The 13,357-nt window shown below is 63.5% G+C and carries 7 protein-coding genes; all 7 read right to left on the minus strand.

All coding sequences use genetic code 11. The annotated features are described in order from the left end of the window. Nucleotides 1–48: 48 nt before the first annotated feature. The 7 genes from pbpC to ACZ89E_RS22755 all read right to left on the minus strand — a co-directional run bounded on the left by pbpC (nt 49) and on the right by ACZ89E_RS22755 (nt 13,349). The gene (pbpC, locus tag ACZ89E_RS22725) at nt 49–2,346 is read right to left on the minus strand and encodes a penicillin-binding protein 1C (protein ID WP_476256490.1); all 2,298 of its coding nucleotides are present in this window, start codon (nt 2,344–2,346) and stop codon (nt 49–51) included. A 17-nt stretch (nt 2,347–2,363) separates the two neighbouring features. Continuing rightward, nucleotides 2,364–8,189 carry an alpha-2-macroglobulin gene (locus ACZ89E_RS22730; protein WP_476256491.1) on the minus strand — a complete coding sequence of 1,942 codons (5,826 nt, stop codon included), beginning with the start codon at nt 8,187–8,189 and terminating at the stop codon, nt 2,364–2,366. A 78-nt stretch (nt 8,190–8,267) separates the two neighbouring features. Further along, nucleotides 8,268–9,200 (minus strand): phosphatidate cytidylyltransferase, encoded by a 933-nt coding sequence (locus ACZ89E_RS22735; protein WP_149659352.1) that lies wholly within the window; start codon nt 9,198–9,200, stop codon nt 8,268–8,270. Between the two features lies 1 nt (nt 9,201). Then, nucleotides 9,202–9,822, minus strand: a complete 621-nt coding sequence (locus ACZ89E_RS22740; protein ID WP_149659353.1) for a lysophospholipid acyltransferase family protein — start codon at nt 9,820–9,822, stop codon at nt 9,202–9,204. An 11-nt stretch (nt 9,823–9,833) separates the two neighbouring features. Then, entirely contained in the window at nt 9,834–10,289 is a 456-nt protein-coding gene (locus ACZ89E_RS22745) for a hypothetical protein (RefSeq protein WP_476256492.1), read from the minus strand. Beyond that, nucleotides 10,279–11,592, minus strand: a complete 1,314-nt coding sequence (locus ACZ89E_RS22750; RefSeq protein ID WP_476256493.1) for a phosphatase PAP2/dual specificity phosphatase family protein — start codon at nt 11,590–11,592, stop codon at nt 10,279–10,281. Before ACZ89E_RS22750 ends, ACZ89E_RS22745 begins: the two co-directional genes overlap by 11 nt. After that, complete coding sequence (locus ACZ89E_RS22755) at nt 11,592–13,349, minus strand: bifunctional alpha/beta hydrolase/class I SAM-dependent methyltransferase (RefSeq protein WP_476256494.1); 1,758 nt, start codon at nt 13,347–13,349, stop codon at nt 11,592–11,594. Before ACZ89E_RS22755 ends, ACZ89E_RS22750 begins: the two co-directional genes overlap by 1 nt. Between the last annotated feature and the right edge of the window lie 8 nt (nt 13,350–13,357).

A 13,357-nucleotide genomic window follows, 5' to 3' on the forward strand; every position in this document is an offset into this window, starting at 1 on the left:
GAGATTGCTGCGCAGTGCCTTAATCGAGCGGCTGTTTAATACAGTCGCTCAAGGCACAAACTCCACGCGCAGCCCTCTCGTCGCGCTTCGCCCCTGATCATCACTGACGCGCAACTGATATACCCCGGACTTGCCCGGCCGCCAATTCAGCGCGGTCTGCGGCGGGCCTTGGCCGATGAGGGTCTGGTCGGCAAACCAATAGAGGTTCACTGCATCACTGGCCGCATTCGCGCTCAGGGAGAGGCTGTCCTGTGGCTGGGAAAGCCGTAGCTGATAGCTGACCTGGGTGAGTGGCGAGCGGATTTGCGGCGCTTCGCTCTGATCGCCGCTGGGGTTGGGCTGGCAGTTCTTGACCACGTTGGGCGGTGTGCGCCGGGGCAGGCCGGCGGCGCGGTACAGGCGTTGCACGTCGCTGGGCCAGAACTCGAAGACTTCTTCGCGGGTGTATTGCGGGTCGAATGGCGCGCAGGCGGCTTTGCCGGTGCGGGTGTCGATCAGCACCGGGCGATGCAGGTTGGACACGCGGATCGGCGAGACGCCGGGGACGTACCAGGTTTTGCGCGTCAATGGGCACCAGCGGTTGGGCAACTCGCCGGAAGCTGCGCAGATGTCGATGCGCTTGAGGCCCGCGGGCGGTTTGTCGACGCGATCCGCCACCGTGGGCAAGGCCAGCGGCAGGGCGTCGGCGATGCGAAAGAACAGCGGCGCTGCGGTTTTGGCGCCGATAAACGCCGGGTTGGGGCGACCGTCGAAGTTGCCGACCCACACCACCAACACGTAGGGCCCGACGATGCCGGCGCTCCAGGCATCGTGGAAACCCCACGAGGTGCCGGTTTTCCACGCGGTGCGCCAATGCCGGCCACGGCTGTCGGCGGGCAGGCCATCGGGGCGCGGGTTACGCCGCAGCATGTCGCGGACCATGAACGCGGCTTGCGGCGTCAGCAAGGCATCGCCGCTGCTTTGCGGTTGTTCGCGCAGATAACGCAGGGGCCGCAAATGCCCATCGCCCGCCAACATCAGGTACAGCCGCGCCAACTCCTCGGGCGTCATCTCGCCGCCGCCCAAGGCCAGGGCCAGACCGTAATGGCTTTCGCCGCGCATCCCCTTGATCCCGGCTTGCTGCAAAAAACCGTACAACGATGGGGATTTGACCTGGCTGGCCAGCCACACCGCCGGAATATTACGGCTGCGGATCAAGGCATCGCGGGCGGTCAACGGACCGATATAACTGCCGTCGAAATTTTCCGGCTGGAAGTAGCCGAAGCTGCTCGGCATGTCCTTGAGGATGCTCATCGGGTGGATCAGCCCCTGGTCCAACGCCAGCCCGTAAAGAAACGGCTTGAGGGTCGAGCCCGGCGAGCGTCGCGCCAGAATGCCGTTGACCTGCCCGTGCAGGGCTGTGGATAAGTAGTCCGCCGAGCCGACCAGGGCCTTGACGCTCTGGTCGCGGCTGTCGATCAGGATCGCCGTGGCGTTTTCGACACCGGTGCTTTTGCGCTCGGCAATAAATCCGCCGATCAGCCGTTCCAGTAGCTGCTGCAACGGCAGATTCAATGTGCTGTTGAGCTCGTTGCCAGTCTGGGCCGCCAGTAATTGCTCGCTCAAATGCGGCGCCAGAAACGGAATCTGCTGGCGGTTGCGCGCTTCCAGCGGCAGCTCCAGCAAACTGCTGTTGCGTGGGTCGTCGGGATAAGTGTCGCGCCACTGCGCCATCAAGCGCAGCCGCGCGTTCTGCAACGACGGCCCGAAACTGGCGCGGCGTCCCGGTTGCTGGGGAATCACCGCCAGCGCCAAGGCTTCGGACAACGACAACTGCGCCGCCGGTTTGCCGAAGTAAATCCGGCTCGCCGCTTCGGCGCCTTCGATGTTGCCGCCCATGGGCGCCAGATTGAGGTAGGCCTCAAGAATCTCGTGCTTGCTGTAGCGCGCCTCCAGCCACAGGGCCAAGGCCATTTGTTGCAGCTTGCCGGGGATCTGCCGAGTGTTGAGGTCCCACAGGCGCCGCGCCAGTTGCATGCTCAGCGTCGAGCCGCCCTGACGCTGGCCACCGCTGTAAGTCGCCGTGGCCGCGCGCAGCAGGGCAGGAGGATTGATCCCCGGATGCCAGAAGAAATTGCGATCTTCCTTGAGCAGCAGCGCTTCGACCAACGTCGGCGAGAGGCGCTCCAGTGGCAGCCAAAGCCGATATTGGCCATCGGCGGCCAGGGTCATGCGCAGCAGCGAGCCATCGTCCGCCAACACCTGGCGTGACGATGACGTCGTTTCGCTCAGCGGCGCATGGGGCCACAGCCTCAGCCCCAGCAACGTCGCCCCCACCGCCAATCCAACGGCCAGCAGGGGTTTCAAGCGTCGCCCCGGTGTTCTCAAGGTTTGACGATTTCCAGCTGACCGACTTTGCCTCGGCCCTGCAGGGTGGTTTCGTACATGCCTTCAGCGTAGGCCGGTGGCGTCTTGAAGGTCCCGGCGTTGGTGGCGCGTACCCGGTAGACGAACGTGCCGACATCGCGCCGCGCCGTACCGTAGAACACCACGCGATCATCACGCACATCGATGTAGCTTGGCGACCAGTCGCTCAACGCGCTTTCACCGACCGGAGGTTGCCAGGCCTCGGCTTCTTCGCTGTCGTCGCTGTATTGCGACTCATCGTCCTCCTCGCTGGCGGCTTTCGGTTCCGGTGGCAGGCGATACACCGGCTCGACCCCGCCCGGCAGCAAATCGACCACAGCCACTTGCTGCACCTGGTCGCGATCGGTCGCGCGCAACCGCAAGCGCACCAGGAACTCATCGCCGACACTGACCTTACTGACCGCTTTGCCGTCCAGGTCGAGGTATTCGTGGATGATCTCCAGGCCATTGCTGATCGGCTTGAGGGTGCCGCGATCGAAACCGGCCTCACTGAACATGTAGAACGCCGCCGGGCCGTCGGTTTTTTCCAGCAGCAGTTTCTTCGTGCCGACCGGTACGGGCGCGCGGGGCGGTTGACCGGCCATTTCCAACAGTTGTTGCTGCTTGTCGCCCAACCAGGCCGAGGCCTTGAGGGTCATGTCGGTTTGCGCACGCTGGCCGTAGTTGTCCAAGCCACGCAACAACAGCGCGGCGGACAGCGAGTTGTAGCGCTGCTCGTTGAGGCGTTTGCCGAGTTTATCCAGCAGGGCCACCGGCACATCGTCCAGCAACTCGGGGAAATGGCGGCTGAGCAAATGCAGGTGCTCGGCGTCATGCACCAGCGGGTCGTAATACAGACCGTCGCTGTCCCAGGCATCGGCGACGGAGCGCCATGGGATCTTGCGGAACAGCGCGTCGGCCTGGCGATCCTGCTTGAGCAATTTGTAGCTGGCGGCGAGGTAAGCGGCGCCCAGGTCGTTGGTCCAAGTGGCTTTGAAGTAGGTTTCGTAACGCTCGCGGATATCACTCACCGCGCCGCTGACCAGAATCCCCTGACGGCTCAGCAAGTAGCTGGCGTAGGCGCGGTTGCGCAGTTCGGCCAAACCTTCGCTCGGGCCGTTGGCCAGGTCGGTGAGGTAGGCATTGGCGCGCACCAGCAGGTCTTCCGGCACGGCCAGGCCACGTTCCTTGGCTTCGATCAGGAAGTCAGTGGCGTACAGGCTGGCGTAAGGCGCGACGTCCGGGTTGGCCGCCCACAGACCAAAACCACCGGCCTGATTCTGCCGCTGACGCAGCATCCGTACCGCGCCGGTAAAGGCTTGTTCGGCCTCGGGTGCGGTGCCACCCCAGATCAACGCCGGCATGGCCTTGGACACCCATTGCTCGGTGCAGGCGTACCCGTAGTCATCCAGGTAATGCTTGAGGCCATTGGCCCAGACCAGCGGCGAGGCGGCGACACCTACTTGCACATTGCGCAACTGCCCGAACAGATCGCGGGTCGGCTTCAGCTCTTTGCTGGCGCTGTCGAAACGGCCGAGGCTCAGGGCGACCCGGTGTTCGGTCAACGGGCGGATCGACGTGGTTTCGGCGACCTGGATCCGTTTGCCGTCCGGCAGCACCGCGATAAAGCGCAGGTCCGCCGAGCCGAGGTTTTCCAGGACCTTGATGCGGAACTGCGCCACGCCTTCCTTGCGCGGTTGCAGCTCCAGGATGTTGTCCTGAGCGCCTTCGACTTTCAGGCCGCTGCTGGTTTGCAGCTCGAATTTCACCTTGGCGGCCGTGTCGAGGTTGCTGAACACCCCGGCGCTGACGCTGAACACATCGCCCGGCGCGACAAACGCCGGCACGTTCGGCGTGATCACCAGCGGCCCGCGCACTTCGGTGGCGGCCTCGCTGACACCGACGCTGTCGGCATCCACGGCCACGGTGAACAGATGCAATTTGCCGTTGAAGCTGTCCGGTACCTGGTAATGCAGCACGGTTTCCCCGGCCGGCAAGTCGATCAGCCCCGACCACCAGGCCACGGGTGGCTGGTGTTTGCGCTTGAACGGGTTGAGGTGCGAGGCCAGGGCGTTTTCGGTATCGCCGCCCGGTGCCGCGCCGCTGAGCAAGCGGCTGAATTCCGGCAGGATCAGGTCAAGGATCTGGCTGGTGTTGACCTCCAGCGCGCGTTTCTGGAAGAAGAAGGCCAGCGGGTCCGGCGCCTTGTAGCGCGCGACTTGCAGAATGCCTTCGTCCACCGCATAAACCACGGCACGGGAAGGCCGGTCCGCCGTGACCTTGATATCCAGCACTTGCCCCGGCTCGATTTTCGCCGGGCCTTCGACTTTCAGCGCCATGCGCCGTGCATCGAGGTTGATGCCGAACGGCACCACGCCGTAGGACAACGGGCTCATGTAGACCTCGGACGAACCGATGTCCCGCACGAATTGCACGTTGATGTAGGCGTTGCCTTCAATCCCGGCCGGCACCCGGATGTGTTGAACGCTGTTGGTGCTGTCGGCCTTGAACCATTGCTGGGTGTAGACCTTGTCGCGTTCGATGGTGATCAGCCCGGCGCCGGTGTAAGGCGCGCGAATGCTGATCGCAATCTCGTCGCCGGTGGCGTAGCTGCGCTTGTCCAGGCGCAGTTGCAGTTCGGCGTTGCGCTCCAGGGAGCGCGAGGTGTTGGCACGCCCGGCGACGCTGTAGTCGATGGCGTTGATGACGTTGCCGCTCGGGTCCTTCAATTGCAGGGTGTAATCGCCCGGGGTGGCGGTGTTCAGCGTCTGCTTGGCGCCGGCCTTGCCCAGGGTCAGGGGCACGGCAGGTTGGCTGATGTTCTTGATCCGCGATTCGTATTTGAACGTGCCGTTGGCTTGTTTGACCAGGACCGAAACGTAGCGGTGTTCCACCAGCTCGGTGCTCAGGCCATCCACCGCCCGTGGCGTGAGGTCCGGCGCGATGGCCAGCCATTGCACCTGGCGCGGGGCGTCCTTGGCGACATAGCTGAGGGCATCCGGGCTGGTCACGCCCACCAGATACGGCGCGGAAGACACCAGCAGGCTGCTTTGGGCCGCAACGTTGCGGCCACCTTCGGCCTCGTAGACCTGGGTCATGACTTGCAGGCGATAGGTGCTGTTGGCGAAGCGTTGCAGGTCGAGGTCGAGCACCGCTTGACCGTTGTCGTCGGCCTCGGCTTCCGCCAGGTCTTCGGAACTGGCTTCTTCCAGGGCAGCGCGCAGGTGGAATCGGTAATCCGGGTAACGATCAAACGCCGCCGCCGTCGGGTTCAGGGACATTTTTGCCGTTATACGCCGGCCCGTTGCCGGGGCGCCGAACAGGTGCAGGGCGGTGACCTTGGCCACCACTTGCTCGGGCGGGATCCAGCCGACAACAGGCGTGTCGTGCAGGGTCAGGCTGACCTTCATGCGGTCCGGCTCGAAATCGCGGACCTTGAAACTGACGCTGCCCAGGTCGGTTCGCGACTGCTTCTCGCCGATCAATTGCAGGGTCGCGGTGTAGTCCCCGGCGGGTGCCACTTCGCTGCTGGGAAAATCAAAGCTTTCAAAGCCCGAAGCCGACAGTTTGAGCGGCTGGCGAATGACTTCCATGCCCCGTGGGTCGAGGATTTTCAGTTCCACCGGCAGGCCTTGCAAACCACCTTTCCAGTTGCCACTACGGACGATCATGCCCAAGTGCGCCGTTTCGCCGGGACGATAGAGGCCACGGTCGGTAAACAGGTAAGCGCTCAGGCGCTCGGTGGCGCCGTCTTCTTCCAGGCCGCCGATGTCGAAGCGCGACAGGTCCAGTTGCTGGGACTGGCGGGCAATCGGCAGGAAGGATTGGTCGTTGCCACGGGTCACCACGTACATCAACGGGGTTTTCTCACGGCGCAACTCATCGAGCTTGGCGAAGTGCACGTGGCCTTCGGCGTCGGTTTTGCCGCTGCTCACGGGCAAACCGTTGCGGCCGATGATGTCGACCTGAGCTTCGCTCACGGGCGAGCCGTTGCCGATGGATTGCACGTAGACATCGTGGCTGCCGTCGCTGGAACGCTTGGCGATGATCCCCAGGTCCGTGACCACAATGAAGCGCAAGTCGCTGGTGGTGCTCTCGGAGTAGCGGTCGAAGGTGCGCTCGGCCTGATCATCCTGGGAGCTCAGCTTCAGCACGAAAATCCCGCGACGCCCGCCATTGGCGTTGAGGTAGCGGCTGAGGTCGACGTTGTCGTAGACGGTTTTCGACGGGTCGGCGGCGTTCAGCGGGATGTCCAGGGACATGCGCTCGACCATCCGGTCGAAATAGTCATTGCTGAAATTGGGCCGGGCGAAGCTGCCGCTGCTCTGGTCCACCAGGTGTTGCAACTGGTTGGGCAGCAAACGGGCGATTTCCACATGGGCGCCGGGCACGCCACGGGACATGAAGCCCAGGCGTTTCTCGCCGGTGAGGCTCAGCAGCGCGCCGTCGGACAGGAAGCGCAAACTGCGCGGGTAGGCCGGCATGCTGACCAGCGACACCGTCGGATTCTTCGCCAGGTAACCGCCGATGGCTTCGAGGTTGGCCGGGACGCGGATGTACAACGCACGACCCGCCGGCGCCTTGAACTTGAAGGCGTGCTGGGTGTTGAGCGGTTCGATGCTCGGTACGTGGGTCAGCGCGACTTTGGTGCTGCGGGCCAGTAGTTTTTCGTCGATGTCCTGGCCGTACCAGGGCGTTTGATCGTCGGCGGGTTTTTCCGGCAGCAGCCAGGCTTGCACCTTGCCGGCCAGCATTTCATCGGCCACGGCGCTGGAACTGCTGAACATCAGCACCGGTTCCGGCTCGCCGCGTTCGTTGTCGACAAACTGCACGTCGGCGTTGCCGAAGGTCAGGCGATAGCGGCCGGGTACGGTGACTTCAGCGCTCAGCGGAGCAGGGCTGGCATTGCCGCCGTCCCGGGCCTTGATGCCTTCATCGAGCTTGATCGTCACCGCCACGCTTTCCAGCGGAGTGGCGAGGGCGGCGGAGCGGACGTAGACGTTGAGCTTGTGTTCGTCGAAGGTGATTTCAGGCTTGTTCGGGGCCTGGGCGTCGCGGTAGGCCAGGCCTTTGCCAAGGGTGACGGTCACGCGTTTGCGCACGCTGTCTTCGTCCACCGGATGGGTGAAGCCAAAGGTTGCGGCTTGCTGCTTCAGCGTCGGGTTGACCGGGTCTTGATACAGCTCGTTCTGGACCAGGCGCACACGGAAGGAGTCCGTGGTTATCTTGCTGGCGTACTGGTTCAGCAGCACGCCGCCGGCCAGCAGGCCTTTCTTGGCGAGGTCGAGGCTGTATTCGGCCTTGATCGGCCAATCCTGTTCCGGCGTGAACACCAGATTGCGATCATCCTCCCAACGCCAGACGCCTTTGACGGCGGGTTTAAGGGTGATGCCCTTGGTGACCGGTTTACCGATGTCCTGCAACGGCGCCACGGATTCAGTGAAGCGCACTCGCACGTTGTTGACGGTGGGCGGCGTGACGGCGTAGTTCGTCAGGCTCGGCGATTGCACCGAGTAGGTCACGGTGTGCGGTTGCGGCAGGTGGGAATACCAATGCCAGCCATACACACCGGCCGCCACCAGCAGCGCAACACCCAGCACCGCCGCCGCAATCTGCTTTGGATAAGGCCGGGCCTTGTGCCCCAACGCAACCAGGCGTTTGCCGAGGGCAGCCAGCCAGGACGGCGGCTGCCATTGGCCGAAGACTGCTTTAAGCAGCCAGCCCATGAGGCTGAAAAGCGCACCCATCACGCTTAAAAAAACACCGAAAAAACGGCGGCAGGTTTTTTTGAACGTGTCGAACATGGTGCGCATCCTTGGCAAAGTGCGGCATATCCTACACGCGAACCTGAAAAGTGTTACGGGGCTTTTAGATCAAGGCTCTCAAGTCCACCAGTAGCGCACCAGATGAAAGAAGATCGGCGCCGCGAAACACACCGAATCCAGCCGATCCAGCATCCCGCCGTGGCCTTCGATCATGTGCCCCCAATCCTTTACGCCGCGATCGCGCTTGATCGCCGACATCACAATGCCGCCGGCAAAGCCCAGCAGGTTGATCAGCAGGGCAATCAGGAACGACTGCCACGGGTTGAACGGCGTGGTCCACCACAACGCCGCGCCAATCAGCGAGGACAGCAGCACGCCGCCGACAAAGCCTTCGACGGTTTTCGACGGCGACAGGTTGGGCGCGATTTTGTGTTTGCCGAACAGCTTGCCGCACACGTACTGCAACACGTCCGACAGCTGCACCACGATCACCAGGTAAGCGATCAGCAGCAGGTTGCGGCCTTCATAACCGGCGATGTCCAGGGTCAGCAGGGCGGGCACGAACGACACGCAGAACACCGCGATCATCAAGCCCCACTGCACTTTCGACGCCCGTTCGAGGAAGTGCGTGCTGTCGCCGCCCAGGGAGGCGAGGATCGGCAGCAGCAAAAACACATAAACCGGGATAAAGATCGAAAACAGGCCGTACCAATCGAAATAAATCAGCAGGTATTGCAGCGGCAACGCCAGGTAAAACGCCGCCACCAGCGCCGGGTAATCGCTGCGCCGGGTCGGCGTGAGGGTGAGGAATTCGCGCAGGGCGTAGAACGACACCGCGTAGAACAGCAGGATCACCGCGCCGGTGCCCAGCCAGAAGGCAAGGCCGATCACCACCACCATCACCCACCACGCATTGATGCGGGCGTTGAGGTTATCCACCACCGGATTCGGTGTGCCGCGGGTGCGCAACTTGAGGATCAGGCCGATCAGCGAAGCCAGCACCAGAATCAGGCCGATCCCGCCGAACAGCATCAGGGTTTGTCTATCCATGTCAGGAATGCTCCGGGGCGAGGGCCAGCAGCGCGTCGCGGCTGCGTGTCAGGAACTGCTCTTTGCTCTCGTCTTCTTCCAATTGCAGGGGCGTGCCGAAACTGGTGGTACACAGCAGCGGCAACGGCAGCACCCGGCCCTTGGGCATGACGCGGTTGAGGTTGGCGATCCACACCGGGATCACCTGGGCCTGTGGGTAACTTTTGGCCAGGTGATACAGGCCGCTTTTGAACGGCAGCAGCCCGTCTTCCGGGTTGCGCGTGCCTTCGGGAAAGATGATCAATGAATAACCCGTTGCCAGGGCGTCGAGCATCGGCTGCAAAGGGTTATCCACAGGGTCCTTGCGCTCGCGGTCGATCAGCACGCCGTTGAACACCCGGTTGATGATGTAGCGGCGTACCGCGCTTTTGTTCCAGTAGTCGCTGCCGGCCACCGGGCGCGTGAGTTTACGCAGGGCGGGAGGCAGCGAGGCCCAGAGCAGCACGAAGTCGCCGTGGCTGCTGTGGTTGGCGAAATAAATCCGCTGCACCGGTTCCGGCGCGCAGCCCATCCACAGGCTGCGGGCGCCGGTGACGGTGCGGGCCATGGAGGTGATGAGGGTGGCGACCACAGGTTCGAACATAAAAGATTTCCTTATCCGGCGAAGGACAGCCAAGGGCTGGCCAGGATCAGCGCCAATGTCGGCAGCACCTGCATGGCCAGTAGGACAGCTTGTTTGCGCAGCAGGTTCAGCGCCCCGCGCTGACGTTCGGCCCAGGGCCGCCCGGCACGGTTGGCCGGTTGCAGGCCGAGGCTGTGCAGGGCTTGATCGAGATCGACCGTGCGGTGCGGCACGGCGTCAGCGTCCTGGGCGACCGCATCAAACAAGTCAGCATCGAAAGCGACACGTAGCGCCCAGTATTTTTGCACCAGACCCACGACGATCAGCCAGGCGCTAAGGAGCAGGCCCAGTGCCACCGGGGTGACCAGCAGCAATTGCAGCAGACCGAACACCACCCCGAGCAACGTCAGCCCTGTGGATAACTGATCGAGGGCGCGGCCCCGGCGCAGCAGACTGGCGACCACCTGCAGCTCCATATCAACCGGCATAGGCATTCTCCAGCGCTTGGCGATGGGCCGGGTGCAGCACCACGTGCGGGCGTGCGGCTCGAATCATCGCCATGGCCCCATCGACGGTGGTGGCTCGCCCGCTGTGCAGCAACCACGCCGCCACCGCCGTGGCGCTGCGCGAATAACCCAGCGCGCAGCACACCAGCAACGGACCTTGCTGGCGCAGGCGTTCAATGGCCTGGGCGGCGGCGAGGCATTGTTCTGCGTTGGGTGCCGTCAGGTCGAGGACCGGAATGCTGTGATAAGCGCGGTCGCCGGGATCGAGCGGCAACTCGGCACACAGATCAACCACCGCTTTGAACGGCGTCAGCTGCGCGGCACTCGGCAGCCGGCCCAGCCAAACGTTATCCACAACCTCATCCGGCTGTGGATGCTTGCGTGTCCACAGTCGTGAGTTGATCCACGCCGCCGCCACGTAAGGCGCAAACAACCAACGGGCGGCGGGGCTCAAGCGGCCGTCGGCGCGTTTCTGAAACCCGGCAGCGTCCAGCACCGCGTAGTTGAGCGCCACCAGCAGCAACGCCACGGCCGGCCAGATCAACCACAACCCTCCGCCGCCCAGGCCAAAGGCTGGAATGGCCAACACGGCGGCACCGAGGCCATAACGCAACGCCAGGCTCCAGCGCTTCGGATCCTTGGCCAACCGCAGGCTGCTCAACGGACTCGGCCGATCCAGCGGCCACAACCACACGCACAGCCAACCGGCGAGGGCGCCTGTGGGTAAGTCGATAAAGTGATGTTGATAAGTGGTCAGCACCGAAATCCCGATCAGCGCGAACCAGCCATGCACCAACCAACGCCACACGCCTTGCGAGTGCCGTTGGTACATCACCCACAGAATCACCAGCAGCGCGATGTGCAGCGACGGCGCCTGATTGAACGGTTTGTCGAACCCGGCCAGCACCGCGAACAGCCAGCCGAACACCCCGTCCAGTTCCGGACGTTCAAAGGTGTAGCGCAGCGGCCACAACAGGAAGCAACTGACCGAAATCACCTGGGCGCTGAGCAAACGCAGGGCATGGCGTTTGAGTTCATGCCGGCTGTTGGGCAGCAGCAGCGAAAAGCCGTACAGCAGATCAATCGTCCAGTAGGGCACGATGGTCCACGCCCAGAAGGGCATGGCGCTTTCCCACTCGAAAACGAAGGTGCCGACGTCGCTGCGTTGGGTGGTGAACCACGTGGCAAAGCCGTAGCTGGCGAAAAACAGCGGCGCCAGCAACAGCAACCAAAGCACCGCCGGTTTCAGCAAACCCGGCTCTCTTGCGCTTGAGGCGTCCGGCATCATTGCACCCGTTGCGCGAGGGACACGGTGAAGATCCCCCATTCATCCACACGCTGGGTGATCTTGCGGAAACCCGCGGCTTCCACCAGTTGATCCATTTCCGCCTGGCTGCGCCGACGCATTACCCACGCCTGGCCTTGACGGTGACTGGTGAGGGCGCGGGCGATCAGTTCCAGCTGCGGGTGCCACGGTTGGCCGGTGTAGACCAGATAACCACCGGGCTCCACGGCTTCGGCCAGGCCCGCCAGCGAACCGCCGACCATCGTGTTGTCGGCAAACAATTCATACAACCCGGACACCACCGCCAAGGTTGGCTTGGGCTCCAGCGCGGCCAGGTCGGCGCGATCAAACGCGTCGCCCTTCACAAATTGCGCGATGTCGCCCAGGCCTTTATCGCGGATCAGCGCGCCACCGTCGCGTACGTTGATGTCGCTGTAGTCGCGCAGCAGGATCGATTCCGGCAACGGGCTGACGCCCTGCAAGGCTTCGAGAATGTAGCGGCCATGACCGGCGGCGATGTCGACGATACGCACCGGGCGACCTTCGTCGCGCAGTCTGGCCATGGTCAGGCGCAGCAGTTCTTCGACGTTGAGTTTGCGCTGGCGAATGCCGCGCCAGCCGATCGAGTTCAGGTAGTTCTGGTCAATCATCCGCCCGAGCCCGCCCTTGCCGGTGGGCTGGTTGCGGTACACGTAGTCCAGGGTGCTGCCGGAGTCGAAACCGGTGTCGAAGCCGAGCTTCACGCCATCGGACAGTTTGCTGCCCAAACGCATGCTGGCGCGGGTCATGCGCCAGTACAGGTCACGCAACGAGTTATGCGGCAGCGGGGCGGCGAGGGATTCGGATTCGGCGCAGGTCAGGCCGATTTTGTCGGCATCGAGCAGCGAGGCGCGGTCCAGCGGGTAGTCGAAGTTTTGCAGGATAAAGCGTTTGGCACTGGCCACGGCCACGGCGCGATCACGTTCGCCGAGGGTGTCGTGGAAGAAACCGGGGAGGATGTGTTTCTCTTTTTTCAGGCTGCCCAGGCGTTCGAAAAACTGTTCCTGGGGTTTGCGGTGCACCACGAAGTCCGAGCCGGAGATCAGCAACTGGGTCGGCACCTGGATCGCCTGGGCATCGGCCACCACGCGGTCGGCGGCTTCGTACAGGCCGAGCAACACGTTCACCGAAATCGCCTTGGTGATCAGCGGGTCGCTGTCGTAGGAGGCCACGCGCTCCGGGTCGTGGCTGAGGAACTTGGCCTTGACGTAGCTGTTGACGAAAAAGTTGCCGCGAAACTTGCGCATCAGCCCCAGGCCCGACCGGGCGAACGGCACGTAGAGCTTGACCTTGAACGCGGGCGAGGCGAGCACCAACGAGCGGATACGCGGCGCGTAGTCGTGGACCCAGGTCGAGACGATCACGGCGCCGACGCTTTGGGCGATCACCGCCATGTTCTCTGCGTCGATCTGGTGGGCGGCGCTCAGGTGGTCGCAGAAGGTCTGCACATCGCGCACGCTGGTGGCGAAACTCGGGCTGTCGCCGCGCGCACCGGGCGATTGGCCATGGCCACGGGCATCCCAGGCAAAGAAGTCGAAGCCCGGCAGGTCCAGTTCATCCACCAGGTGGGCAATGCGCCCGGAGTGTTCATGGCCGCGGTGGAACAGCAGCACGGCTTTGCGCGGCTCGCCCGGATCGGCTGCAGTGGCCGGCCAGTGGCGGTAGAACAGCTCGACGCCGTCGTGGGTGGTGAAGGTCTGCTGCTGGGGTTCACGCATTGCATCTT

Source organism: Pseudomonas sp. TE3899 (assembly GCF_056279105.1).